This window comes from Streptococcus parasanguinis, from assembly GCF_031582885.1.
In the GTDB taxonomy this organism is placed as follows: Bacteria; Bacillota; Bacilli; order Lactobacillales; family Streptococcaceae; genus Streptococcus; species Streptococcus parasanguinis_M.
In genome coordinates this window covers 259,231-284,932 of the sequence record NZ_CP133988.1, presented here as the reverse complement: position 1 = coordinate 284,932, position 25,702 = coordinate 259,231, and the positions used below count along the sequence as shown (strand labels likewise).

The 25,702-nt window shown below is 43.6% G+C and carries 23 protein-coding genes and 1 pseudogene; 22 read left to right on the top strand and 2 right to left on the bottom strand.

Annotated elements, in window-relative coordinates:
- Positions 1-9 precede the first annotated feature (9 nt).
- A complete protein-coding gene (locus RDV49_RS01330; RefSeq protein WP_003009717.1) occupies positions 10-864 on the bottom strand; it encodes a putative RNA methyltransferase in 855 nt (284 codons plus the stop codon).
- A 37-nt stretch (positions 865-901) separates the two neighbouring features.
- Here RDV49_RS01330 and RDV49_RS01325 point away from each other — a divergent pair.
- From RDV49_RS01325 to RDV49_RS01305, 5 genes and pseudogenes are all read left to right on the top strand, one after another.
- Positions 902-1,009, top strand: a pseudogene (locus tag RDV49_RS01325) (winged helix-turn-helix transcriptional regulator); the annotation flags it as partial.
- A gap of 124 nt (positions 1,010-1,133) precedes the next feature.
- A complete protein-coding gene (locus tag RDV49_RS01320) occupies positions 1,134-2,000 on the top strand; it encodes an ABC transporter ATP-binding protein (RefSeq protein ID WP_003009725.1) in 867 nt (288 codons plus the stop codon).
- Positions 2,000-2,842 (top strand): ABC transporter permease, encoded by an 843-nt coding sequence (locus RDV49_RS01315; protein WP_003009728.1) that lies wholly within the window; start codon positions 2,000-2,002, stop codon positions 2,840-2,842. Before RDV49_RS01320 ends, RDV49_RS01315 begins: the two co-directional genes overlap by 1 nt.
- Before the next feature lie 18 nt (positions 2,843-2,860).
- On the top strand, positions 2,861-3,316 hold the full coding sequence (locus RDV49_RS01310) for a LytTR family DNA-binding domain-containing protein (RefSeq protein WP_003013710.1): 456 nt from the start codon (positions 2,861-2,863) through the stop codon (positions 3,314-3,316).
- Positions 3,317-3,325: 9 nt separating this feature from the next.
- Positions 3,326-3,739, top strand: a complete 414-nt coding sequence (locus RDV49_RS01305) for a DUF3021 domain-containing protein (RefSeq protein ID WP_003009732.1) — start codon at positions 3,326-3,328, stop codon at positions 3,737-3,739.
- 62 nt (positions 3,740-3,801) lie between these two features.
- Here the strand turns inward: RDV49_RS01305 and tyrS are convergent, their stop codons facing one another.
- The gene (gene tyrS / locus RDV49_RS01300; protein WP_003004779.1) at positions 3,802-5,058 is read right to left on the bottom strand and encodes a tyrosine--tRNA ligase; all 1,257 of its coding nucleotides are present in this window, start codon (positions 5,056-5,058) and stop codon (positions 3,802-3,804) included.
- Between the two features lie 182 nt (positions 5,059-5,240).
- Between tyrS and pbp1b the strand changes: the two genes are divergently transcribed.
- From pbp1b to RDV49_RS01215, 17 genes are all read left to right on the top strand, one after another.
- The gene (gene pbp1b / locus RDV49_RS01295; protein WP_037608243.1) at positions 5,241-7,697 is read left to right on the top strand and encodes a penicillin-binding protein PBP1B; all 2,457 of its coding nucleotides are present in this window, start codon (positions 5,241-5,243) and stop codon (positions 7,695-7,697) included.
- Between the two features lie 351 nt (positions 7,698-8,048).
- The gene (gene rpoB, locus RDV49_RS01290; protein ID WP_003009739.1) at positions 8,049-11,618 is read left to right on the top strand and encodes a DNA-directed RNA polymerase subunit beta; all 3,570 of its coding nucleotides are present in this window, start codon (positions 8,049-8,051) and stop codon (positions 11,616-11,618) included.
- A gap of 159 nt (positions 11,619-11,777) precedes the next feature.
- On the top strand, positions 11,778-15,431 hold the full coding sequence (gene rpoC / locus RDV49_RS01285; RefSeq protein ID WP_003009742.1) for a DNA-directed RNA polymerase subunit beta': 3,654 nt from the start codon (positions 11,778-11,780) through the stop codon (positions 15,429-15,431).
- Between the two features lie 322 nt (positions 15,432-15,753).
- Entirely contained in the window at positions 15,754-16,908 is a 1,155-nt protein-coding gene (wecB, locus tag RDV49_RS01280; protein WP_003009744.1) for a non-hydrolyzing UDP-N-acetylglucosamine 2-epimerase, read from the top strand.
- A complete protein-coding gene (locus RDV49_RS01275) occupies positions 16,909-17,697 on the top strand; it encodes an MMPL family transporter (protein ID WP_003009746.1) in 789 nt (262 codons plus the stop codon).
- A gap of 9 nt (positions 17,698-17,706) precedes the next feature.
- Positions 17,707-17,847, top strand: a complete 141-nt coding sequence (locus RDV49_RS01270) for a hypothetical protein (RefSeq protein ID WP_003009749.1) — start codon at positions 17,707-17,709, stop codon at positions 17,845-17,847.
- Positions 17,840-19,150 (top strand): glycosyltransferase family 2 protein, encoded by a 1,311-nt coding sequence (locus RDV49_RS01265; RefSeq protein ID WP_003009751.1) that lies wholly within the window; start codon positions 17,840-17,842, stop codon positions 19,148-19,150. The genes RDV49_RS01270 and RDV49_RS01265 overlap by 8 nt, the downstream gene beginning before the upstream one ends.
- Positions 19,151-19,158: 8 nt before the next feature.
- Positions 19,159-20,262 carry a family 8 glycosyl hydrolase gene (locus tag RDV49_RS01260; RefSeq protein ID WP_003009752.1) on the top strand — a complete coding sequence of 368 codons (1,104 nt, stop codon included), beginning with the start codon at positions 19,159-19,161 and terminating at the stop codon, positions 20,260-20,262.
- A 209-nt stretch (positions 20,263-20,471) separates the two neighbouring features.
- Positions 20,472-20,861, top strand: coding sequence for a DUF1033 family protein (locus RDV49_RS01255; RefSeq protein WP_037608454.1), 390 nt, complete (start codon positions 20,472-20,474; stop codon positions 20,859-20,861).
- A gap of 87 nt (positions 20,862-20,948) precedes the next feature.
- A complete protein-coding gene (comGA, locus tag RDV49_RS01250) occupies positions 20,949-21,890 on the top strand; it encodes a competence type IV pilus ATPase ComGA (RefSeq protein ID WP_003009757.1) in 942 nt (313 codons plus the stop codon).
- Positions 21,823-22,854 carry a competence type IV pilus assembly protein ComGB gene (gene comGB, locus RDV49_RS01245; protein ID WP_182448484.1) on the top strand — a complete coding sequence of 344 codons (1,032 nt, stop codon included), beginning with the start codon at positions 21,823-21,825 and terminating at the stop codon, positions 22,852-22,854. The genes comGA and comGB overlap by 68 nt, the downstream gene beginning before the upstream one ends.
- Entirely contained in the window at positions 22,851-23,168 is a 318-nt protein-coding gene (gene comGC, locus RDV49_RS01240; RefSeq protein ID WP_003009763.1) for a competence type IV pilus major pilin ComGC, read from the top strand. Before comGB ends, comGC begins: the two co-directional genes overlap by 4 nt.
- Positions 23,158-23,562: a competence type IV pilus minor pilin ComGD gene (comGD, locus tag RDV49_RS01235; protein ID WP_003004513.1), complete on the top strand. Its 405-nt coding sequence runs from the start codon at positions 23,158-23,160 to the stop codon at positions 23,560-23,562. The genes comGC and comGD overlap by 11 nt, the downstream gene beginning before the upstream one ends.
- Entirely contained in the window at positions 23,528-23,815 is a 288-nt protein-coding gene (comGE, locus tag RDV49_RS01230; RefSeq protein ID WP_003004353.1) for a competence type IV pilus minor pilin ComGE, read from the top strand. The genes comGD and comGE overlap by 35 nt, the downstream gene beginning before the upstream one ends.
- Positions 23,805-24,257 (top strand): competence type IV pilus minor pilin ComGF, encoded by a 453-nt coding sequence (gene comGF / locus RDV49_RS01225; RefSeq protein WP_003009767.1) that lies wholly within the window; start codon positions 23,805-23,807, stop codon positions 24,255-24,257. Before comGE ends, comGF begins: the two co-directional genes overlap by 11 nt.
- Positions 24,244-24,681 carry a competence type IV pilus minor pilin ComGG gene (comGG, locus tag RDV49_RS01220; RefSeq protein WP_003009770.1) on the top strand — a complete coding sequence of 146 codons (438 nt, stop codon included), beginning with the start codon at positions 24,244-24,246 and terminating at the stop codon, positions 24,679-24,681. Before comGF ends, comGG begins: the two co-directional genes overlap by 14 nt.
- A 30-nt stretch (positions 24,682-24,711) precedes the next feature.
- Positions 24,712-25,665 (top strand): class I SAM-dependent methyltransferase, encoded by a 954-nt coding sequence (locus RDV49_RS01215; RefSeq protein ID WP_003009772.1) that lies wholly within the window; start codon positions 24,712-24,714, stop codon positions 25,663-25,665.
- Positions 25,666-25,702: the final 37 nt, after the last annotated feature.

The following is a 25,702-nucleotide window of genomic DNA, read 5'->3' as shown; positions in this document are numbered from 1 at the left end:
CTTTTCATTTTACGTTCTTTGTATCTTGATTTTTCCAACCAGCAGCTCCGCTTCAATGGTGATTTCTGTGAGTTGGTTCCAGTCGATTTTCTCTTGATCTACGTGAAATAGAAGAGGGGTCATAGCGAGGAGCGCTTGGCGTTCTTCAGGAGTTAAACTCTTGGTGAGGCTGACTGTTTCGGATGAGAGAATTTGGCAGTGGTCTTCAAAGTGCTCCAAAATTTCCTGGTTGGAGTAGGATTGCTTGGTCAATTGATCTTGGGCCAACTGACGAATTTCTTTCAGATGAGAAGAGGTTGGGACGACTTTAATGATCACCCCTTCAGCCTTTAAGACACGCTCAAATTCAGCGTAATTAGCCGGGGAGAAGATGTCCAAAATGACCTCTATACTCTTGGATTGAATGGGTAAATGAGCCAAGTCTCCTACAAACCAATTGACCTTCCAGCTAGCGTCACTCTTGGCAGCTAGTTGCACAGATTCCTTGGAAAGATCAAAGGCATAGAAAGTAGCCTTGGGATAGGCTTCTTGTAGTTTTCGGGAGTAATAGCCTTCTCCGCAACCGATATCTAGAATTCTGGCATCACTGGTCGGAATTTTTTGTCCGATCGCTGTTAGAATCGGCTCATAAAAACCTGCTTCCAAGATTAGCTGGCGATTCTGGAAATTTTCTTTGTCATAGTCCTTCGATTGTTTGATCTGGGGAGCCAGATTGACATAGCCAAATTTCGCCAAATCAAAAGAATGGCCCTTGGGACATTTAAAACTGGTCTCCACAAGTTCTAGGCCCAGTTGACAGATGGGACAGGCAAAAGCAGTCGCTGTTTGAAATCGTTGTAATTTTGGTTTGATCGGTGTATTCATATTAGTAGTGTAACAAAAGAGCCTCTAGATAGCAACCGATGCTCTAATAGAGCACCAAACAAAATATGAGCTGACAAAAAAAGGCAAGTCACTGATGCCGATTTTAAAGGAATTGAATCAATGGGGAAAAGAATGGCTGCAATAAATTTTTTCCTCATTTTAATCTCTTCTATCTCGCCACTCATCTCTTCATTTTGACCACTTATCCCCAAAAGTCGTTTTTTAAACGGCTTTTTTGCTAGACTGGTTCTATCAAAAGGAGAGAGAACATGATATTACAAGCTAAAAACATCAGTAAACGATATGGAAATCATTTAGCCGTAAACAATATTCACTTACAGTTTGAAAAGGGAACCTTTAATGCGATTCTAGGACCAAATGGGGCGGGAAAATCAACAACGATTTCCATGTTGATTGGTTTGAAACAACCAACGCAAGGTGAAATCATCTATGAACCAGGTACTAAAATTGGTGTGGTCTTCCAGACTAGTGTCTTAGATGAGATGCTAACGGTTAGGGAAAATCTGACCATTCGTGCGAAACAGTATAAAGGCTTAAAACCCGATCGTGTGTCTGATCTCATTGGTCGGCTAGGCCTATCAGCTTTCCAAAAGCAGAAATACGGAACGCTTTCAGGTGGCCAAAAGCGTCGGGTTGACATTGCGCGTGCTCTACTACACAGTCCAGACCTTTTGTTCTTAGATGAACCAACGACAGGTTTGGATATCCAAACTCGGAAGTCTATTTGGGATTTGCTCTATCAATTGCAGAGGGAAGAGGGAATGACTGTTGTTTTGACCACGCATTATCTTGACGAGGCAGATGAAGCTGATCAGATTTATATTGTGGACCATGGGAAAGTGATTGCTCAGGGATCAGCACTAGATATTAAGAGTCAGTATGCAAAAAACATCTTGAAGATTCGTTTCAAGGAGATGCAGCAGATAGAAAGTCTTAAAAATTCAGGAATGTCAGTAGAACAACAGGGATCATTAGAATATGTTTTTCAACCCAAGAGTGAAAGGGAAGCCATTGATTACCTGGCGCAAGTTAGAGATAATCTAGCCCATTTTGAGTTTCGTCCAGGGACCATGGATGATGCCTTTATTGCACTTACAGGAAGGGAGGTTCGCTAATGCTAGCCTTACTAAAGCGAAATTTTTTATTGTACTTCAGAAATCGTTCAGGAGTTTTCTTCTCCCTGTTGGGAGCCTTGATTTCCTTTGTTCTCTATATTATTTTTCTTCAAAAAAATCTAACAGATGCTTGGGCTCAGCTCCCCAATAGTGGTCCTGTGTTAAATAATTGGTTAATGAGTGGGACGCTGGCTGTGACAGGAATTACGACAAGTCTGGCTGCCCTGACTCAGTTAGTAAAGGACCGTGAACATCAAGTAGATCAGGATCTTTATTTATCGGATCAAGGAAAGTGGCGGTTACCATTTTCGTATCTAACGAGCGCAATCATCATCTCTTTTTTCATGCAAGTCCTGATGTATGTACTGATGTGTGGCTATTTTAGAGAAGTTCCAGCACTGTCTTTATTACCTGAAGTGCTCCTTATTATGCTGTTTAGTAGCCTGCTTTCTAGCTTAGTGAATGCCATTTTTGTTCATTTTTTCCAATCCGTAGACAGTCTTGGGAAGTTTGCGACCATAGTGGGTACAGCTTCTGGTTTTTTGGTAGGGACTTATGTACCTTTAGGTGTTCTACCTGATTTTGCACAACTACTAATGAAGTGCACTCCAGCAACTTATATTGCATCACTTTATCGACAAGTACTCATGAAAGAAGCAGTGAGCGAAACCTTTAAGGGGCGAGATGATCTTCTTCGAGAATTTCAAGAAAAAATGGGCGTTCAGCTCAAATGGCAAGCGTTATTGACAAAGGAACAAACATACCTTATAGTGTTAGGTGGTATTCTTCTAGCTTTGGGGATTTGGGTTTCCTTAGCAAAAAGATCGAATAAAAGAAAGTAAGTGAGAATTGGAGTAGGAATGAAGATTCGTTTTGAGGAAAAACAGGATATCCCAGAAAACGACCCCTGTGTGGTCATTCAAGCCAAGCAATTATCCGATCAAGCACGAGAGGTGATGGACTATCTCGAACAGTTTTCGACAGTGAATCAAGTAGTGATCCCTATCAAAACAGATGATCATTTGATCATGGTGAAAATTGATGACATTATTCTAGCCGAGATTGATAAGAATCAGCTAACCATTTATACGACAGACAAAACGTTCATCGTCAGAGATACTTTGACAAATTTTCAACATCGGATTAATCGTCGTAATTTTTTACAGATATCCCGCCACGCGGTGATGAATATCGACCATTTGGAATCGCTATCGGATAGTTTTTCAGGCAATATGATGGCTAAACTGACACGCGGAGTGAAATCAAGTGTCAGTCGGAAATATGTCAAATCCTTGATGGATTATTTAGGGGTATAGGAGAAAGTGATGAAACGATTTATAGCTTATTTTGTATCTGGTATGAGGACAGGTTCCTTCTTTTATTTGTGTTTGGTGTTATTATCCCATGTCTATCCCAACATCGTCTATCCTGCTGTGAATGTACGCAACATTCTAGCGATCTTTTTAATGAGTGGAACAATGGGAGTCTTGACGTTCATTCTTGAGGAAGAAGAGTTTTTGACCTATAGTTTGCGTGTGGTCCTGCATTTAGTTGTGACAGCTACCATCTTAGCATTAACCTACTTGTTTTTTGGCTGGGGGGCAGCCTTACGGAGCCCGATTCCTTGGTTGATCTTTCTAGCAATTTACGGCCTGATCTGGCTTTATCAGATTTGGCAGCTCCATAAAAAAACTCAACGAATTAACCAAGCTTTGTTGCATCGCAGAAAAGGGAAATAGTCCCAGAAAAAAGTGTATAAGAAAACCACGAAGTTCATACCAAACTTCGTGGTTTTGCTTTCTTAATAAGTCAAAACAAAGTATTTTTTCTTACCGCGACGGATAACGGTCAATTCGTTCTCTAATTTATCGCTATCGCTCAAGACATAGTCAAGGTCTTGGATGCGTTCGCCGTTAACGTAGATAGCACCATTTTGAACATCTTCGCGGGCTTGGCGTTTAGAATTGACCACACCAGCTGTGACCAAGAGTTCAACAATGTTGAGGTTATCTTCTGCTTGTACCTGGTAGTTTGGCACACCACGAAGGCCTTGTTTGAGTTCTTTGACAGAAAGGTTTTTGATGTTTCCTGCAAAGAGTTGTTCTGTGATGTTGAGGGCTTCCTTGTAGGCTTCTTCGCCGTGGACAAGGGTAACCACTTCACGCGCCAAGATCTTTTGAGCCAAGCGTTCATGAGGAGCAGCCTCAAACTGTTTGCGGATCTCTTCAATCTCATCAAGTGACAAGAAAGTGAAGATCTTCAAGAAGCGCACAGCATCTGCATCCATCACATTCATCCAGAATTGGTACATTTCGTATGGAGATGTTTTGTCTGCATTGAGCCAGACCGCATTGCCTTCTGATTTACCGAATTTCTTACCAGTTGCATCTGTGATCAAAGGCACAGTCATAACATGACCAGTTTTATCTGCTTTACGACGCATCAACTCAGTACCGGCTGTCATGTTTCCCCATTGGTCAGATCCACCGATTTGAAGGGTTACATTGTGTTCTTGGTTGAGGACGTAGAAGTCATAGCCTTGCATGATTTGGTAGGCAAACTCTGTGTAAGAAATCCCTGTTTCAATCCGTTTTTTAACAGATTCTTTACTCATCATAGCATTGACTGTAAAGTATTTTCCGACATCACGAAGGAAGTCAATAAAGCTAATGCTTCCGAACCAATCGTAGTTGTTGACCATTTCGGCTTTATTGTCCCCATTTTCAAAATCGAGGAAACGAGACAATTGCCCTTGAATGGAGCGAACCCATTCTTGTACAGTTTCTTTTGTTTGGAGACTACGTTCAGCATCTTTGAAGGACGGATCACCAATGAGACCAGTCGCACCGCCAACGAGCGCATAAGGTTTGTGGCCTGCTAGTTGAAGGCGACGGCTCGTCAAGATGGCAACCAAGTGACCAAGGTGAAGGCTGTCAGCAGTTGGATCATAACCAGTATAATAAGAAACCTGACCTTCTTCCAGTGCTTTGCGTAAGGCTTCTTCATCCGTCGTTTGAAATACCAAACCACGCTCTTTTAGCTCATCAAAAATGTGCATGTGTCTTTTCTCCTTTATAAGTTTATTCATTTCTCTATTCTACCATAAACCACGGAAATGGCAATGCTTTCCATCATTTTCTTGCCCTTGCCCAAGCAGAATGAGTGACGATTTCTACGCTCTTGTGATTGAAAACAAAGGGTCTAATTTGCTATAATATAGGGAACAAGGAGAAAGAATCAGTGAATCAATTAAAAGAGAAGCTGCAAGAATTTTGGAAGAAGGTTCAAAAATTCTTTGCAAAGATGTATACAGAAACTCCGAATAAGGAAAAAAATGAGGAAAGTAGCTGGTCTGTCGGCGATATTTTTGCGACCTTTTTGCGGACCCTCAAACTCTTGTGGGATGTCATGATCGCCCTGTTCGTGTGCCTCTTTTTATTTGGCGCAGGGATCGGGATCGGTTATGCAGCGAGCCTCTTTAGCAATGTCAAGGTTCCAAAGACAGAAGAGTTGGTCCAGCAGGTTCGCAATGTTAGCAGTGTTTCAAAACTGACTTATTCCGATAAGAGCTTGATTGCAGAGGTGGACAGTGATTTGATCCGTACGCCCGTAGCTGGAGATGCCATTTCAGATAATGTCAAGAAGGCTGTGATCGCTACTGAGGATGAGAATTTTGAAAGCCACAAGGGGGTTGTGCCTAAAGCCGTTCTTCGGGCAACACTTGGATCTGTAGCCGGCGTGGGTTCCTCTAGTGGGGGATCAACCCTGACCCAGCAATTGATCAAACAGCAAGTCGTGGGAGACGCTCCAACCTTTACTCGTAAGGCGACAGAGATTGTCGATGCCTTGGCTTTAGAGCGGGGAATGGATAAAAATGAAATCCTAACCACCTACTTAAATGTTTCGCCTTTTGGACGAAACAATCGGGGACAAAATATTGCGGGTGTGGAAGCTGCAGCTCAAGGAATCTTTGGCGTCTCTGCCAAAGACTTGACCGTTCCACAAGCGGCCTTTATCGCTGGCTTGCCACAAAGTCCGATTGTCTACTCTCCTTATGCTGCAGACGGTAGCCTAAAGAGCAAGGAAAACCTCGAGTTAGGTTTGGCGCGTGCCAAAGACGTTTTGTTCAATATGTACCGGACGGGAGCCTTGTCGAAAAAAGACTACGAGACCTATGCTCAGTACGACTTGACCAAAGACTTCATGGCTCCAGATGGCATCGAGAAAACACCGCATGACTACCTCTACTTCCAAGCCATGGAAGAAGCAAAAGAGGCCATGTATGATTACTTGATCAAGCGAGACAATGTCACCAAGCAAGACTTGAAAAATAATGAAACCGTCAAGGCTTACCAAGAATTAGCTGAGAGCGAGTTGCGCGAAGGTGGCTACACCATTCAAACCACGATTAACAAACCGGTTCACAATGCGATGCAGGCCGCGGTAGCGAATTTTGGAAGCGTCTTGGATGATGGGACGGGTCTAGTAGAAGTCGGCAATGTCCTCATGGACAATCGTACGGGTGCCGTTTTAGGATTTATCGGTGGACGGAATTTTGACGGCAACCAAAACAACCATGCTTTTGATACAGAGCGTTCCCCAGGGTCTACTATCAAACCTCTGTTGGCCTATGGGATTGCCATCGACCAAGGCTTGATGGGAAGCAATAGCATCCTTTCTAACTACCCGACTAATTTCTCAAGTGGTGAGCCAATCATGCACGTGGATAGCCGAGGGACAGCCATGATGGATCTCCGTGAGGCCCTCAATACCTCATGGAATATTCCAGCTTACTGGACTTACCGGACCCTTCGTGAAAAGGGTGTGGATGTCCCATCCTACATGAAGAAAATGGGCTATGATATCCCTGAATATGGCATTGAGAGTCTGCCAATGGGGGGAGGAATTGAGGTCACTGTTGCCCAACATACCAATGGTTTCCAAACCATTGCTAACAATGGGAACTACCTCAAACGCTACATGGTAGAGCAAATCATTGATCGAGATGGGGATGTAGTATACAAGCACGAGGCAGATCCTGTTCGTGTTTACTCTCCAGCGACGGCAACGATTATGCAGGATCTCTTGCGCGGGGTTATTACGTCTGGTGCTACAACGACCTTTAAGTCACGGATTAGCCAAGTCAATCCAACGCTGGCAGGTGCTGACTGGATTGGAAAAACCGGTACCACTAACTCAAATGGGGATATGTGGCTCATGCTGTCCACCCCTAATGTTTCTTTAGGAGGTTGGATTGGCCATGACAACAATGCTTCTATGCAGACCTTGACTGGATACAACAACAATGCCCAATACATGGCGCAGTTGGCAAATGCGATCTACCAAGCAGATCCAAGTCTCTTCGGAATTCAGGATAAATTCACTCTCGATAAGAGTGTGATCCGCTCTGAAGTGCTCAAATCGACTGGTGAAAGACCGGGTCGCGTCAATGTCAATGGCCGGGATATCGATGTGAGCGGTCAAATGGTGACGAGCCTTTGGGCCAAAAACGGAGCGCCAACCACTCAATACCGCTTTGCCATCGGGGGATCGGATAGCGATTATCAAAGTGCTTGGGCGGCCATTCTCGGCAATTCCAGTGGAAATCAGTCGAATAATAAGAACAATTCGACAACCAATAGTTCATCCAGCAATAGTTCAAATCGAAACAGCTCAAATCGTGGCAATCGACGCTAGTCTGATCCAGTAGAAAACATAGAGAAAGCCTTGATTTTTGGAGCAAAAAACGGTATAATAGTGATAACTAATTTGTCGTGTGCTTTATTTGAAATATTGTCCAAATAAGAGCTTACAGCAGTTAAATCTTACTTGAATAAGTCGATTTAGCTGCTCTTTTTGTGCCTATTTTTCAGAAAAATCCTAGTTTGTTACACAAATTTAATTTTTCTAAAAATTACAAAAAGCGACGAATGAGGTGAAGAGACAGCTCTTCACGTGATGCAAATCACACAATTGTAGTTAAAACCGGATAGGTGGTGAAAATCATTTTACCAAGCTATCCTAGTATGGAAAAAGGAGCTAAAAACTTTGGCAGGACATGACGTTCAATACGGGAAACATCGGACCCGTCGTAGTTTTTCAAGAATCAAAGAGGTTCTTGATTTACCAAACTTGATTGAAATCCAGACAGACTCATTCAAAGATTTCTTGGATCATGGCTTGAAGGAAGTATTTGAAGATGTGCTTCCCATCTCAAACTTCACGGATACAATGGAATTGGAATTTGTGGGTTATGAAATCCGCGAACCCAAGTATTCGCTTGAAGAAGCGCGCATCCACGATGCCAGCTACTCAGCACCAATCTTTGTGACCTTCCGTTTGGTCAACAAAGAAACAGGTGAAATCAAGACCCAAGAAGTTTTCTTTGGTGATTTCCCAATCATGACTGAAATGGGAACTTTCATCATCAATGGTGGAGAACGGATTATCGTATCTCAGTTGGTCCGCTCACCAGGTGTCTACTTCAATGATAAGGTGGACAAGAATGGTAAAGTTGGTTATGGATCAACTGTTATCCCTAACCGTGGGGCTTGGTTAGAGCTTGAAACCGACTCAAAAGACATTGCTTACACACGTATCGACCGCACACGTAAGATTCCATTTACAACTCTTGTGCGTGCTCTTGGATTCTCTGGAGATGATGAAATCATCGATATCTTTGGGGATAGCGAATTGGTTCGTAATACCATTGAAAAAGATATCCACAAAAATCCAATGGATTCACGGACAGATGAAGCCCTCAAAGAAATCTACGAGCGTCTTCGTCCGGGTGAACCAAAAACAGCGGAAAGCTCACGCAGCTTGTTGGTAGCTCGTTTCTTTGATCCACGTCGTTATGACTTGGCTCCTGTCGGTCGCTACAAGATCAACAAGAAACTCAATATCAAGAACCGCTTGTTGAACCAAACAATCGCAGAACCATTGGTAGATGCTGAAACAGGGGAAATCCTTGTAGAAGCTGGTACTGTCATGACGCGCGATGTGATCGACAGCATCTCAGAACAATTGGATAACGGTTTGAACAAAATCACCTACATTCCAAATGATGCTGCTGTTTTGACAGAGCCAGTAGAATTGCAAAAATTCAAAGTTGTCGCTCCGACAGATCCAGACCGCGTTGTCACCATCATCGGAAATGCTAACCCATCTGACAAAGTGCGTATCATCACACCTGCTGATATCTTGGCAGAAATGAGCTATTTCTTGAACCTTGCAGAAGGCCTTGGCCGTGTGGATGATATCGACCATCTTGGAAACCGTCGGATTCGTGCCGTTGGTGAATTGCTTGCCAACCAAGTGCGTCTTGGACTTTCACGGATGGAACGAAACGTTCGCGAACGGATGTCTGTACAAGATAACGATGTCTTGACACCACAACAAATCATCAACATCCGCCCAGTAACTGCAGCAATTAAAGAATTCTTTGGATCTTCACAGTTGTCACAGTTCATGGACCAACACAACCCACTTTCTGAGTTGTCTCACAAACGTCGTTTGTCTGCCTTAGGGCCTGGTGGTTTGACACGTGACCGTGCCGGATATGAAGTGCGTGACGTGCACTATACCCACTATGGTCGTATGTGTCCAATCGAAACACCTGAAGGACCAAACATCGGTTTGATCAACAACTTGTCATCTTACGGACACTTGAACAAATATGGCTTCATCCAAACGCCATACCGTAAAGTGGACCGGGAAAAAGGTGTAGTCACCAACGAAATCGTTTGGTTGACAGCCGATGAAGAAGATGAGTACATCGTCGCTCAGGCTAACTCTAAGTTGAACGAAAAAGGTGGCTTTGCTGAGCCAATCGTTATGGGACGTCACCGTGGTAACAACCAAGAATTCCCATCTGATCAAGTCGACTACATGGACGTATCTCCAAAACAAGTAGTTGCCGTTGCGACAGCATGTATTCCTTTCTTGGAAAACGATGACTCCAACCGTGCCCTCATGGGTGCCAACATGCAACGTCAGGCTGTGCCATTGATCGATCCAAAAGCCCCTTATGTGGGTACTGGTATGGAATACCAAGCAGCCCATGACTCAGGAGCTGCAGTCATTGCTCAACACGATGGTAAAGTTACTTATGCGGATGCGGACAAGGTAGAAGTTCGTCGGGAAGATGGATCTCTTGATGTCTATCACGTCCAAAAATTCCGTCGTTCAAACTCAGGTACTGCTTACAACCAACGTACCCTTGTAAAAGTTGGCGATGCCGTTGAAAAAGGCGACTTTATCGCTGACGGTCCATCGATGGAAAAAGGGGAAATGGCCCTTGGTCAAAACCCAATCGTCGCTTACATGACTTGGGAAGGGTATAACTTCGAGGATGCCGTTATCATGAGCGAACGCTTGGTGAAAGAAGATGTCTACACATCTGTTCACTTGGAAGAATTCGAATCAGAAACACGCGATACTAAGTTAGGCCCTGAAGAAATTACTCGTGAAATTCCAAACGTTGGGGAAGATGCTCTTCGTGACTTGGATGAAACAGGTATTATCCGTATTGGTGCGGAAGTAAAAGAAGGCGATATCCTTGTCGGTAAGGTCACACCGAAGGGTGAAAAAGACCTTTCTGCTGAAGAACGTCTCCTTCACGCGATCTTTGGAGATAAATCTCGTGAAGTGCGGGATACTTCTCTTCGTGTACCTCACGGTGGAGATGGAGTCGTTCGCGATGTTAAGATCTTTACACGTGCAAACGGAGATGAATTGCAATCTGGTGTCAACATGTTGGTTCGTGTTTACATCGCACAAAAACGGAAGATCCGCGTCGGAGATAAGATGGCCGGTCGTCACGGAAACAAAGGGGTTGTGTCTCGTATTGTTCCAGTTGAAGACATGCCTTACCTTCCAGACGGTACACCAGTTGATATCATGTTGAACCCTCTTGGGGTGCCATCACGTATGAATATCGGTCAGGTTATGGAACTTCACCTTGGTATGGCCGCTCGTAACTTGGGTATCCACATCGCAACACCAGTCTTTGACGGAGCAAGCTCAGAAGACCTCTGGGATACCGTTCGTGAAGCTGGTATGGATAGCGATGCCAAGACCATTCTTTACGATGGCCGTACAGGTGAGCCATTTGACAACCGTGTTTCTGTCGGTGTCATGTACATGATCAAGCTTCACCACATGGTTGATGATAAACTCCACGCTCGTTCTGTCGGACCATACTCAATGGTTACCCAACAACCACTCGGAGGGAAAGCTCAGTTTGGTGGACAACGTTTCGGGGAAATGGAAGTGTGGGCCCTTGAGGCTTATGGTGCATCAAATGTCCTTCAAGAAATCTTGACCTACAAGTCAGATGATGTCAACGGACGTTTGAAAGCTTATGAAGCAATTACCAAAGGTAAACCAATTCCAAAACCAGGTGTACCAGAATCCTTCCGCGTTCTTGTCAAAGAATTGCAATCTCTTGGTCTTGACATGCGTGTCTTGGACGAAGATGATCAAGAAGTGGAACTTCGTGACCTCGATGAAGGGGAAGACGATGATGTGATTCATGTGGATGACCTTGAAAAAGCACGTGAAAAAGCAGCCAAGGAAGCAAAAGCAGCCTTTGATGCTGAAGAATCAGAAAAATAATCAGTAAAAATGATTGTCTTGTGAGAAACCAATACTTCTGACAGGATGATTCGATAACAAGATACAGACACAAGGAGGTGGCAAGAAAGTTTTCTTTCTTTCCCCACCTAAGCTGTATCCAAATGAAACAAGTATGAAAACAAGGAAAGGTAAGAAATAGTGGTTGATGTAAATCGTTTTAAAAGTATGCAAATCACCCTAGCTTCTCCAAGCAAGGTCCGTTCATGGTCTTATGGAGAGGTCAAGAAACCTGAAACAATCAACTACCGTACATTGAAACCAGAACGTGAAGGTCTCTTTGATGAAGTCATCTTTGGACCTACAAAAGACTGGGAATGTGCGTGTGGGAAATACAAACGGATCCGTTACAAAGGGATCGTTTGTGACCGCTGTGGGGTTGAAGTAACACGTGCGAAAGTTCGTCGTGAACGTATGGGACACATCGAGTTGAAAGCACCTGTATCACACATCTGGTACTTCAAAGGCATCCCTTCTCGTATGGGATTGACTTTGGATATGAGCCCTCGTGCCCTTGAAGAAGTCATTTACTTCGCAGCTTATGTGGTGATCGATCCAAAAGATACACCACTTGAGCACAAATCCATCATGACGGAACGTGAATACCGTGAACGCTTGCGTGAATACGGACCAGGTTCCTTTGTAGCTAAGATGGGTGCAGAAGCGATCCAAGACCTCTTGAAACAAGTGGATTTGGAAGCTGAAATTGCTCTCTTGAAAGAAGAATTGAAGACTGCAACTGGTCAAAAACGTGTGAAGGCTGTTCGTCGTTTGGATGTCTTGGATGCTTTCTACAAATCTGGTAACAAGCCAGAATGGATGGTTCTCAATATCCTTCCGGTTATTCCACCAGATCTTCGTCCGATGGTCCAATTGGATGGTGGCCGTTTTGCTGCCTCTGACTTGAACGACCTCTATCGTCGTGTGATTAACCGGAACAACCGTTTGGCACGTTTGCTTGAGTTGAATGCTCCTGGTATCATCGTGCAAAACGAAAAACGGATGCTCCAAGAAGCCGTTGATGCTTTGATCGATAACGGTCGTCGTGGTCGTCCGATCACAGGACCAGGTAGCCGTCCATTAAAATCATTGAGCCACATGCTCAAAGGGAAACAAGGACGTTTCCGTCAAAACTTGCTCGGTAAACGGGTCGACTTCTCAGGACGTTCTGTTATCGCCGTTGGTCCAACTCTTAAGATGTACCAATGTGGTGTACCACGTGAAATGGCGATCGAGCTCTTCAAACCATTTGTGATGCGTGAAATCGTTGCGCGTGATATCGTGCAAAACGTCAAAGCTGCAAAACGCTTGGTCGAACGTGGAGATGAACGCATCTGGGATATCCTAGAAGAAGTGATCAAAGAACACCCAGTTCTCTTGAACCGCGCACCGACCCTTCACCGTTTGGGGATCCAAGCTTTTGAACCTGTATTGATTGACGGGAAAGCTCTTCGCTTGCACCCACTTGTCTGTGAAGCCTACAATGCCGACTTTGACGGGGACCAAATGGCCATCCACGTACCGCTTTCAGAAGAAGCCCAAGCAGAAGCTCGTATCTTGATGTTGGCTGCTGAGCACATCTTGAATCCAAAAGACGGTAAACCAGTTGTTACCCCATCTCAGGATATGGTATTGGGGAACTACTACCTCACTATGGAAGAAGCTGGTCGTGAAGGGGAAGGCATGGTCTTTAAAGACCGTGATGAAGCGGTCATGGCCCTTCGCAATGGCTATGTTCACTTGCATACCCGTGTCGGAATTGCGACCGATAGCTTGAACAAACCATGGACAGAAGCGCAACAACACAAGATTCTCTTGACAACTGTTGGTAAGATTCTCTTTAACGATATCATGCCTGCAGAACTTCCATACCTTCAAGAGCCAAATAATGCCAACTTGACAGAAGGCGTTCCAGCTAAGTACTTCTTGGAGCCTGGTCAAGATGTCAAAGCAGCGATTGAAAAATTGGAATTAAACGTTCCATTCAAGAAGAAAAATCTTGGAAATATCATCGCAGAAATCTTCAAACGCTTCCGTACAACTGAAACGTCTGCTTTCTTGGACCGCTTGAAAGACTTGGGTTACCATCACTCAACCCTTGCTGGTTTGACAGTGGGGATTGCCGATATCCCGGTCGTTGAAGACAAGGCAGAAATCATTGAAGAATCTCACAAACGTGTGGAACAAATCACCAAACAATTCCGTCGTGGTTTGATCACGGATGACGAACGCTACAATGCCGTTACAGCTGAATGGCGTGCAGCCCGCGAGAAATTGGAAAAACGCTTGGTGGATAACCAAGATCCGAAGAACCCAATCGTTATGATGATGGACTCTGGAGCCCGTGGTAACATTTCAAACTTCTCGCAACTTGCCGGTATGCGTGGTTTGATGGCCGCTCCAAATGGACGGATCATGGAATTGCCAATCCTGTCAAACTTCCGCGAAGGTTTGTCAGTACTCGAAATGTTCTTCTCAACTCACGGTGCCCGTAAAGGGATGACCGATACGGCCTTGAAGACAGCCGACTCAGGTTACTTGACTCGTCGTTTGGTTGACGTGGCCCAAGACGTCATTATCCGTGAAGATGACTGTGGAACAGACCGTGGACTTGTGATCCGTGCCATTACTGATGGTAAGGAAATGATCGAGCCACTCGAAGAACGCTTGACTGGTCGTTATACCAAGAAATCTGTTAAACATCCTGAAACAGGTGAAGTCATCGTTGGTCCAGATACCTTGATTTCAGAAGACCTAGCACGTGAAATTGTCAAAGCTGGTGTGGAAGAAGTCACTATCCGCTCTGTCTTTACATGTAACACCCGCCATGGTGTCTGCCGTCACTGTTATGGTATCAACTTGGCGACTGGTGATGCGGTTGAAGTGGGTGAAGCAGTCGGAACTATCGCTGCCCAATCTATCGGGGAACCTGGTACACAGTTGACCATGCGTACCTTCCACACGGGTGGGGTTGCCTCAAATACCGATATCACTCAGGGTCTTCCTCGTGTCCAAGAAATCTTTGAAGCCCGCAATCCAAAAGGGGAAGCGGTCATCACTGAGGTCAAAGGGGAAGTCACAGCGATCGAAGAAGATGCTTCTACACGGACCAAGAAAGTCTTTGTTAGCGGAGCAACTGGTGAGGGCGAATACGTTGTCCCTTACACTGCCCGCATGAAAGTCGAAGTGGGAGATCAAGTCTCTCGTGGTGATGCTCTGACAGAAGGGTCTATCCAACCAAAACGTCTCCTTGCCGTTCGTGATGTCTTGTCTGTTGAAACTTACCTTCTTGCAGAAGTACAAAAAGTATACCGTAGCCAAGGGGTAGAAATCGGCGACAAACACATCGAGGTAATGGTGCGTCAAATGATCCGTAAAGTACGTGTCATGGATCCAGGAGATACAGACCTTCTCATGGGTACTCTGATGGACATTACAGACTTTACAGATGCCAACAAGGACGTCCTTATTTCTGGTGGAGTTCCTGCGACAGCTCGTCCAGTCCTTATGGGAATTACCAAAGCCTCACTTGAAACCAACAGTTTCTTGTCTGCGGCTTCCTTCCAGGAAACAACTCGTGTTCTTACAGACGCAGCGATCCGTGGTAAGAAAGACCATCTCCTTGGACTTAAGGAAAATGTTATCATTGGTAAGATTATTCCTGCAGGTACAGGTATGGCTCGTTACCGTAACTTGGAACCACAAGCGATTAATGAAGTTGAAATTATCGAAGAAGTGCCATTAACAGATGGAACAGTTGATGAAGTTCAAACAGCTGAAGTCGTAGAAGAATAAGAAAATTAGTCGGAACTACAAGTTCCGGCTTTTTTTTGAAAAAATTATAAAAATTTATTATTTGAAAAATAATTGTATAATTATTGAATTATTTTTTTACCAAAAATATTAGCCCGGTAAAAGTCATGCTGTAAATACTTACAATTAGTGATTATATGGATATGTATTCTAAACACCAAAATAATAAAATGACTAACTATTAGTAATTTCTTTATAAAACCCAAAAGCGGTTTGACATTTAAAGTCATTGGCGGTAGAATGGAAAAAGATGTACACAAATTAAAAAAATGTCGAATTACATGTATGTCGACGGGGGAAGTTTATGGGAAAATTGAAAATTATGGTTGTGTTTGGGACGCGACCGGAGGCCATTAAAATGGCCCCTTTGGTGCTGGAGTTGCAAAAGCAGAGGGAGACTATTGAGACCATTACAGTGGTCACTGCCCAGCACCGTCAAATGCTGGACCAGGTTTTAGAAATCTTTAACATCGTACCTGATTACGATTTGGATATTATGGGGAAAAGCCAGACCTTATTAGACATTACCTCTAAAATTCTGAATCAATTAGATCCAGTTATCAAAAAAGAAAAGCCAGATATGGTGCTCGTCCATGGAGATACGACCACTACCTTTGCGGCGAGTTTGGTTGCCTTTTACAATCAAGTCCGCATTGGTCACGTCGAAGCTGGTTTGAGAACCTTTGATAAATATTCTCCGTATCCAGAAGAGATGAACCGTCAAATGACGGATGATCTAGCGGATCTGTATTTTGCGCCGACTGGCGAAAGTAAGGCTAATCTCTTAAAAGAAAATCATCCGGAATCCTCTATTGTGGTGACAGGAAATACTGCCATCGATGCACTGAAACTCACGGTTCAAGAGGATTATCACCACGAAGTGTTAGATCAATTAGATCCAGCTAAAAAAGTCATCCTGGTCACCATGCATCGAAGAGAAAATCAAGGCCAACCCATGCGAGCGGTCTTTGGGGCTCTGAGAGAAATGGTGGATCAAGAACCGACTATTGAAGTGGTTTACCCAGTGCATCTTAGTCCAGCGGTCCAAGAGGCAGCAAACGATCTATTAGGAGATCATGATCGGATCCACCTCATTGAGCCTCTAGATGTACTAGATTTCCACAACTTAGCTTCGAGAAGTTACTTTATCATGTCGGATTCAGGTGGGGTGCAAGAGGAGGCGCCATCATTAGGAAAACCGGTATTGGTATTACGCGATACAACGGAACGCCCAGAAGGGGTCAAAGCGGGAATTTTGAAATTAGTTGGAACGGATCCTGCCGTCGTCAAAACGACGATGACAGAGCTCTTAACCAACGAAAGCCTGTATCTTCAAATGGCAAATGCCCGAAATCCTTATGGGGATGGAAGAGCTTCTGAGCGAATCGTACAAGCCATTAAACATTACTTTGGCCAGGGAGAGGCTGCCGAAGAATTTCATGAGGGAGAGAAAGAATAAATGAAAAAAACGGAAAAGTTAAGTAGATGGTTGCTGATTTTGATTGTTTTCGAAGTACTTCTTTTACTTTACTGCTTGTTTTTTGCAAGAGAGATTCTGATTGAGGAAGGATTGTTCTTTGTTTTAGGATTATTTTCTGCTATTGTTTTATCGGATTTATTGTTGACATGGACCATCCTGTTGTCATTTGCCCTTGGGATTGTCTTTTTGGTGGCGGGTGTTGTCTATATCCCATTTCATCAAGCCTTGCTCTTGCTCTTTAGTTTTCCAATCTTGATTGGAATCTTGACCCGAATTCGCTATCACCTCTTTAAAGAGATTGCAAAAGTGAAGGATCAAGAGCCAGAAGCTTACGCAGATTATCGCAACCGCATCGCTTCTTATGGCGGACAAACCAATGATACAATTCAGGCCTTACTCATTCACTGGTCGCACGAGGAATTGTTCTTCCAATTGCAACCGAGAGAGTACAATCGGACCTTGAACCAAATCAACTATTTGTTAACGCATCATCTGAAGCCAAATGAAAGCTTGTATTATGTATCAGACGGTAATTTCTTGATCTTATCTTCTGATAGCGAGCGGGATCTGAAGAGCGATTATATGACGGTCTTAAAACCACAGTTGGAAAGTCTGGTGTTCCAAGGAGAAGATGGGGTTCAGGGCATCCAATTTCAGTCAGGATTTCTTGTAGTGGATCAATCCAATCGAACCAAATACCATCGCTATAAAGAAATGATTCGTTACTTAAAACGTCAACTTGAAACAGATATTATTGTGGAATATTAGGAGGAAAACATGTCTCTTACAAATATATTTTTTAATATAGCTGTAGGCATCAGTGTATTTTTTGCCTTGTGCTTTATTGTATTATTTGTAGCTTATACGGTGATTTACCACCGTGTCAATAAAAATTTTAAGGCGGTGGACCATGATTAGTCAAATTGTGATGATTATTGCCTTGATTTCGATTTGGTTATCCTTAGCCTGGGGCTTAGTAATCCTCTTTTCAGCCGTTCATTTTTGGTTTAAACACAGTGATTTTCGTGTTAATACGGATCCGCTCCCTTATTATCCAAAAGTAACGATCGTCGTACCCGCCCATAATGAGGATGTGGTCATTGCACAAACAGCCAAAGCGATCCTTGATATGAACTACCCACATGATCGTGTTGAATTACTGCTCTTTGCGGATAATTGTTCCGATCGCACCTATGAAGAGTGTTTGGCGGTTAAAGCATTGCCAGAGTATGCAGGACGGGATTTGACCATTATCAATCGAAGTGGAACAGGTGGGAAAGCCGGTGTGCTAAATGACGCTTTGGCGATGGCGACTGGAGACTATATCTGCGTCTATGATGCAGATGCCATGCCTGAAAAGAATGCTCTTTATTTCCTTGTGAAAGAAGTCCTCAAAGATCCAGAACGTCATGTGGCTTCTTTCGGCCGCAATAAAACGCGGAATGCCAATCAAAACTTCTTGACCCGCTGTATCAACCAAGAGATTGTTGTCACCCAACGGGTCCACCATGTGGGCATGTGGCATCTCTTTAAGATTGGACGGATTCCAGGAACTAACTTCATTATTCAAACCGAATTTGTAAAGAGTATCGGAGGATGGAAAAACGGTGCCTTGACTGAGGATACGGATATTTCTTTCAAGATTATGCAAAGTGGGAAGTTGATTGCGCTAGCCTATAATTCAGAAGCTTTCCAACAAGAGCCAGAGACTCTGAAGAGTTACTATATGCAACGGAAACGTTGGGCCAAAGGGAATTATGAAGTGGTTCTTTCCAACTTCAAGCATTTATTTGGTAAGGGAAATTGGCGCGTGAAGTTAGAAGTGACCAACTATTCCTGTGTCTTCTTCTGGTTTAATGCGGCCATCGTCTTATCGGACTTGATCTTTTTTGCCAATATTCTGGCTATGTGTATCCATACAGTGGTGCCAGGTGTGCAAATTCCATTTTCCTTTGATTCTGAAAATATCTACATTGCGCAATTGATGCTCTTCAATTGGATCTTGATGATCGGGCTTTATCTTCTTCAAATTAATGTGGCTCTTGCCTCACAATTTGGTCAAGCCACTACCAAGCAAATTTGGTTGGCTTTGGCTGCCTATTTCACCTATTCTCAACTGTTTATCATTGTGTCGATTGATGCCATCTCTTCGATTGTGATGGATAAACTATTGCACCGGAAAGAAACCAAATGGGTTAAAACAAAACGATTCGCAGGATAGGAGAGATTATGAATACGAAAAAGATGAGATATGTATGGTTTCTAGTCATCCTTTGCATTTTCTGTTTGACCTTATTTTTAGCGAGAACGAGAAGTAAAGTGGAGATGCGAAATCGAATTTACCGTCAGTGGAATGAGCATTTTGTTGTTTCAAAAGGGAAAGAATCCTATGTTCGAACCACCAATGATAGCAATCAAACGGTGGTTTTATCCGAAGCGCAAAGTTATGGAATGCTCATTACTGTTGCGGCTGCTAAAAAAGGACAAGCCCAACAAGCAGACTTTGACAGACTCTATCAATATTATCTAAATCATCGCTTGGAAGGTACCCAATTGATGTCTTGGAAACAAACCATCAGCAATGGAAAAGCAAAGGATGAGGACCATAACGCCACAGATGGAGATCTCTATATTGCCTATGCTCTTCTAAAAGCTGCTCAGCAATGGCCAAAGCAAGCCAAAGACTACCAGGCTCAAGCCAAAGCGATTTTAGAAGATATTCTCGCACACAACTACAATGAAGAAACCGGTGTGTTAACGGTGGGGAATTGGGCTAATCAGGATTCGGAATTCTATCATTTGATGCGGACGTCTGATACACTGCCAGCGCAATTCCAGATCTTTTATGAAGTGACAAAAGATTCGAAGTGGTTAGACATCAAAGAAAAGATGTTGCAGCAACTCCAAACGATCAGCTCCCAAACAAAAACAGGTTTACTACCTGATTTCATCTGGGTAGATGAGCAAGGAACGCGCGTAGCGGATCCCAAGACGATTGAATCCAAGTATGATGGAGCCTACTCGTATAATGCTTGTCGCCTTCCATATAATCTTGTTCAAAGTAAGGATGCAACCAGTCAACAATTGGTGAAAAAGATGTTAAACTTTTTCAAGAGTCAAAGAAACCTGTACGCGGGTTATGACTTGAAAGGAAAAGCCTTGAACAATCATCAGGCAGCAAGTTTTTTAGCACCGATAGTCTATGCTTCTGAACACGAAAAAGGCTATCTGAAGTTGGTGCAACAGAATAAGTATATCTTCACACAAGATCTACCTCTGAACAACTATTATGATGCAACCATGACAACCATGATTGCACTTGAATTGTTCTAAATACTTGAGAAGAGAGAGTTCCCAGGATGGCTCGTCATTTTGTTGGGACTCTCTTTTTTGATTCTCGAAAAAAGGACCCAAGAGAAATCAAGTAGTCTATTTTTGAAAAAACAACTGTGAAAATACCTGAAAAATTATGCTCTGAGCAGAAAACTTTTATTCTCAAAGGATTTTCTATATAATAGAGGATACAAAGGATGGATGAGTTTATGTATCGAGTGATTGAAATGTACGGGGACTGTGAACCCTGGTGGTTTTTAGAAGGTTGGGAAGAAGATATCGTGAGTAGTCGGAAGTTTGAAGACTATTACCAGGCTTTGAAATACTACAAGCAGAAGTGGTTGGAGTTAAATGAGCACTTTCCAAGTTATAAGAGTCGGAGTGACCTCATGACGATCTTTTGGGATACCAAGGAGAAAGAGTGGTGTGAGGACTGCAGTGAAGATGTGCAGTTTTTCCACTCGATTGTCCTCCTAGAAGACGAGCATAAGATCCCTAAAAGCAAGCTCCGCCCAGGCTACGAAAAGGAAAGAGGCAGTCGCAAACACCGTTCTTGTCAATATACACTCGATTCAAAAAAGGGGACGACCCTGTCATAAGAGAAATGCGGAAGATTTTTTAGAGCGATCTAGAAAGTCTTCTTTTTTTGTCTTCTTTTTCGAATAGTATAAGTGAGAGGAGGAACTATGGTTCAAGAAATTGCAAAAAAACTGATCCGTATGGGAAAAAAGGAAGAGGCTCAGGATCTTTACTTCATTCCTCGGAAGGAGGAGTACCAAGTTTTTATGAGGGTGGGAGACGAGAGGCGCTTTGTGCAGTCCTTCCCTTTTGAGGACATGACGGCTATGATTAGCCACTTTAAGTTCGTGGCAGGGATGAATGTGGGAGAAAAAAGGCGCAGCCAGCTAGGATCGTGTGATTACCCTTTGGAGAATGGAGTGGTCTCGATTCGCTTGTCGACGGTGGGGGATTATCGTGGTTATGAAAGCTTGGTCATTCGGCTCTTGCATGATGAGGAACGTGAATTGCGGTTTTGGTTTGATCAGTTGCCGGACTTGAAGAAGAAATTGGCTGGTCGTGGCCTCTATCTCTTTGCAGGTCCTGTTGGTTCGGGAAAGACCACTCTCATGCATGCGTTGGCGCAAGAGCGCTTTGCGGACCAGCAAGTCATGTCTATTGAAGACCCTGTCGAGATCAAGCAGGACAATATGCTTCAACTTCAGCTGAATGACCAGATCGGCATGACCTATGACAACCTGATCAAACTCTCCTTACGCCATCGGCCGGACCTTCTCATCATTGGAGAGATCCGAGATAAGGAAACAGCTCGTGCAGTCGTACGAGCTAGTTTGACAGGAGTCACCGTCTTCTCTACTATTCATGCCAAGAGCGTTCGAGGTGTTTATGAGAGGCTCTTAGAACTTGGAGTGAGTGAGGAAGAGCTCAAGATTGTTTTACAAGGTATTTGCTACCAACGATTAATTGCAGGAGGAGGTGTGGTCGATTTTGCGACGGAAAACTACCAAGAGCACTCAGCCAGCCGCTGGAACCAACAAATGGATCTCTTGGCTCAATCGGGATATATCCAGCTGGCTCAGGCCCAAGCCGAAAAAATTATCTACCGCTAAACAAAAGCAAATTATTGAATTGTTTTTGAATCTTTATTCGAGTGGTTTTCATCTGTCTGAGATCGTCGATTTTCTGGATCGCTCCCACCTAGTGGAGAGTCGTTTGGTTTCCCAGATGCGAGAGGATCTCTCGCGGGGCCGGAGTTTTTCAGAGATGATGGCGGGGATCGGTTTTTCAGATGCAGTGACGACACAGCTGTCTCTCGCTGAGCTCCATGGCAATCTTGCATTGAGCTTGAAGAAAATCAGTGCTTATTTAGAAAACATGCGCAAGGTCAAGAAAAAGCTGATTGAGGTGAGCACTTATCCTCTTATCTTACTTGGGTTTTTAGTTTTGATTATGCTAGGCCTGCGTAATTATTTGCTCCCTCAAATGGATGCTCAAAATATTGGGACACAATTGATCAGTTCCTTCCCCCAACTCTTTTTGGCCTTAGGAGCGGGACTGGTGACCTTCTTCTTACTCGGCTTTCTCTATTATCGGAAGTCGGGCAAGATCAACGTTTTTAGAACCTTGTCTCATTTGCCTTTCGGAAAAGGCATGATTCAAGCTTATTTGACAGCCTATTATGCCAGAGAATGGGGCAATCTGATTGGGCAAGGATTGGAATTGTCTCAGATTTTTTCCATGATGCAGGAGCAAAAATCCCAGCTTTTTCAAGAAATTGGGAGGGACTTAGCTCTTTCTTTAGATCGTGGCCAGTCCTTTTCAGAAACGGTCAGGGGGTATCCTTTTTTCAAAAAAGAATTGCCCCTTATGATTGAATATGGTGAAGTCAAATCAAAGCTCGGAAGTGAGTTAGAGATCTACGCTGAAAAAACATGGGAAGATTTCTTTCGTCAGGTTCACAAGGCCATGAATGTGATACAACCCTTGGTGTTTGTCTTTGTGGCTCTTGTGATTGTGTTACTCTATGCAGCCATGTTGCTGCCGATTTATCAAAATATGGAGGTTCATTTATGAAAAAATTAAAAACCTATCAGGTTAAAGCCTTTACACTTATTGAAATGTTGGTGGTCTTATTGATCATCAGTGTGCTTTTATTGCTCTTTGTGCCGAATTTGACCAAGCAAAAAGACTCCGTGAAGGAGACAGGAAATGCAGCGGTTGTGAAGGTGGTCGAAAGCCAGGCTGAATTGTACGAGCTCAATCATACCAATGACCAAGCTACTCTAGCAAAGCTGATTGCTGATGGAAATATTACCAACAAACAAGCAGAGTCCTACCGTGCCTATTATGCGAAAAATAGTGGAGAAACTCGTGCGGTTGCAGATTAAGGCCTTCACCTTGGTGGAGACTCTTCTGACCTTGATGATCGTCAGTTTTATCTATCTGGGCTTATCGGGATCGATCAAGACGAGCTTTCAGCAGGTGGAAGAAAAAGTATTTTTTGCAGAGTTTGAACACCTCTATCAAGAAAGCCAGAAAATAGCGCTGGCAAGGCAAACGGAATTGGATGTTGAAGTGACTGCAAGGAAGATTCAAACGCCTTACCAGACGGTGGAGATTCCTGATTCTGTCATTTTGCAAGATCCTAAAACTATTCGTTTAGACCGAGCAGGTGGCAATTCATCCCTGGCCAATGTTCACTTTCAGACACAGAGAGGAGTGGTGACCTATCAACTGTCGCTTGGAAATGGGAAAATTAAAAAAAGCATCCGTTCCCGCTAGTATTCTCATAGAATCTTTGGTAGCCTTGGGTTTATTTGCCATGATTACGACCTTATTGTTAGGGGAGATCCGGCGTTCGCGCAAGGAGCGACTAGCGGATTTCAAAGAGGTAGAGGTCTTATCTGTCGCTCAAATGGCGCTTCAGACAGGGCAAAATCATCTAGAGGCCAATGGTATTCAGGTTCAAGTCGAAAAAGATGCCGATCAACTCACGGTCTATCATCAAGGAAAGGTGGTGCTGCATGTGGAATAAAGGAAAGGTCAAGGCCTTTACCCTGCTCGAAGCCTTGGTCGCTCTCTTGGTGCTCAGTGGGGGTGTGTTGGTCTTTCAAGGCTTGACCAAGCTCCTGCATGCTGAATTGGACTACCAGGCGCATCAAAAGCAGGAAGAATGGATACTTTTTCAGCAACAATTGCAGGTGGAATTGGATCGGAGCCATTTTGAAAAAGTAGCGGACAATCATATCTACTTGGTTCAGGATCAAAAACCAATTGCCATTGGTCAATCTAAAGGAGATGATATCCGAAAAACAGATGATAAGGGCAGGGGCTATCAGCCTATAATTTCAGGGGTTCGCTCTAGCCAAATTTGGCAGGAGGGAGAGTTGATTCATCTGCGGTTGAATTTCGAAGAAGGTCTAGAAAGGGAGTATGTCTACCATGTGGTACCAGCGATGCAAAATGAAAAAAGTTAAGGCTGGTGTCTTGCTCTACGCCCTCTTGATGGCAGCGATTTTTAGTCTCTTACTTCAGTTTTACCTGCACCGTCAGGTTGCGGAGAGACGGATCTTAAAGACGAGTCAAGATCGCCTTCGGGCCTATGCTTTGGTGCAAATGGCTCTTGAAAAGAGAAAGAGTGATGAGAAGACATCAGAGATTCATTTAAAATCTGGAGTTGTTCAGCTACAGCAGGACACTGATTTTCTTCATGCTCAGGCTAAGATGGATGGCGAAAGCTATGAGTTTGTCCTTCCTGTGAGGGAAGAAAAAGAAAGCAAGAAAGCTAAAAAAGAAAAGAAGAAGACGCAGAAAGATAAAGAGCAGACAGGGAGCGAAAAGCCTTCTGAAGAGACTTCAAATGAGACCAAGGAGCCATCAGAAAATAGCGAAAAAGACTAATTTTTGGTATGATAGGGTGCGGAGGAAATCATGAATTTCGAAAAAATTGAACAAGCCTATACCTATCTATTAGAAAACACTCAAAGTATTCAAAATGAATTGTCGACCAACTTTTATGACGCCTTGATTGAACAAAATGCCATGTATTTGGATGGCAAGACAGATCTAGACATTGTTAAAAATAATAGCAAAAAATTAAAAGAACTAGGTTTAAGTAAGGAAGAATGGCGCAGAGCCTACCAATTCCTTTTTATGAAAGCTGCTCAGACAGAGCCTTTACAAGCGAATCACCAGTTCACACCAGATGCGATTGGTTTTATCATTACATTTTTGATTGATCAGTTGGCCAAAGGCGACCAACTGGATGTCTTAGAAGTGGGAAGTGGAACCGGAAATCTCGCTGAGACCATTGTCAACAATAGCCACCTCACGATTGATTACTTAGGATTGGAAGTAGATGATCTCTTGATTGACCTATCTGCTAGTATCGCAGACGTGATGGAATCCAGTGTTGTCTTTGCACAAGGCGATGCGGTTCGCCCACAAGTTTTGAAAGAAAGTGACTTGATCGTCAGTGATCTTCCAATTGGTTATTATCCAGATGATGCGATTGCACAGCGCTATCAGGTAGCGAGCTCCAAAGGCCATACCTATGCCCATCACCTCATGATGGAACAGGCTCTGAAATACCTGAAACCTCAAGGAGTAGCCATCTTTTTAGCTCCAAACAACCTCTTGACGAGCCCTCAGAGTGATCTGTTGAAAGCTTGGCTAACAGACAAAGCCCAAATTCTTGCCATGCTGACCTTGCCAGAATCTCTTTTTTCAAATCCAGCCTATGCTAAGACGATTTTCGTCCTACGAAAACAAGAAGAAGAGTCTGTTCAGCCCTTTGTCTATCCTTTTACCGATCTCCAGGATCAAGACCAGGTGGTTCACTTTATGGAAAGTTTCCAAAACTGGTTAAAGGATAGTGAAATTTGATCAAAGATCTGATATAATAGAGGAAGTGAAAACGCTT

Bases quoted from the DNA above. Each gene is read 5' to 3' on its own strand.
- comGG (WP_003009770.1), top strand. From the start codon at position 24,244: ATGAAAAAAGTTAAGGCTGGTGTCTTGCTCTACGCCCTCTTGATGGCA.
- comGC (WP_003009763.1), top strand. From the start codon at position 22,851: ATGAAAAAATTAAAAACCTATCAGGTTAAAGCCTTTACACTTATTGAA.
- RDV49_RS01330 (WP_003009717.1), bottom strand. From the start codon at position 864: ATGAATACACCGATCAAACCAAAATTACAACGATTTCAAACAGCGACT.
- RDV49_RS01275 (WP_003009746.1), top strand. From the start codon at position 16,909: ATGAAAAAAACGGAAAAGTTAAGTAGATGGTTGCTGATTTTGATTGTT.
- comGA (WP_003009757.1), top strand. From the start codon at position 20,949: ATGGTTCAAGAAATTGCAAAAAAACTGATCCGTATGGGAAAAAAGGAA.
- comGF (WP_003009767.1), top strand. From the start codon at position 23,805: ATGTGGAATAAAGGAAAGGTCAAGGCCTTTACCCTGCTCGAAGCCTTG.
- RDV49_RS01260 (WP_003009752.1), top strand. From the start codon at position 19,159: ATGAATACGAAAAAGATGAGATATGTATGGTTTCTAGTCATCCTTTGC.
- RDV49_RS01215 (WP_003009772.1), top strand. From the start codon at position 24,712: ATGAATTTCGAAAAAATTGAACAAGCCTATACCTATCTATTAGAAAAC.
- wecB (WP_003009744.1), top strand. From the start codon at position 15,754: ATGGGAAAATTGAAAATTATGGTTGTGTTTGGGACGCGACCGGAGGCC.
- RDV49_RS01265 (WP_003009751.1), top strand. From the start codon at position 17,840: ATGATTAGTCAAATTGTGATGATTATTGCCTTGATTTCGATTTGGTTA.
- comGE (WP_003004353.1), top strand. From the start codon at position 23,528: ATGGGAAAATTAAAAAAAGCATCCGTTCCCGCTAGTATTCTCATAGAA.
- RDV49_RS01305 (WP_003009732.1), top strand. From the start codon at position 3,326: ATGAAACGATTTATAGCTTATTTTGTATCTGGTATGAGGACAGGTTCC.
- tyrS (WP_003004779.1), bottom strand. From the start codon at position 5,058: ATGCACATTTTTGATGAGCTAAAAGAGCGTGGTTTGGTATTTCAAACG.
- RDV49_RS01320 (WP_003009725.1), top strand. From the start codon at position 1,134: ATGATATTACAAGCTAAAAACATCAGTAAACGATATGGAAATCATTTA.
- RDV49_RS01310 (WP_003013710.1), top strand. From the start codon at position 2,861: ATGAAGATTCGTTTTGAGGAAAAACAGGATATCCCAGAAAACGACCCC.
- RDV49_RS01255 (WP_037608454.1), top strand. From the start codon at position 20,472: ATGTATCGAGTGATTGAAATGTACGGGGACTGTGAACCCTGGTGGTTT.
- RDV49_RS01270 (WP_003009749.1), top strand. From the start codon at position 17,707: ATGTCTCTTACAAATATATTTTTTAATATAGCTGTAGGCATCAGTGTA.
- RDV49_RS01315 (WP_003009728.1), top strand. From the start codon at position 2,000: ATGCTAGCCTTACTAAAGCGAAATTTTTTATTGTACTTCAGAAATCGT.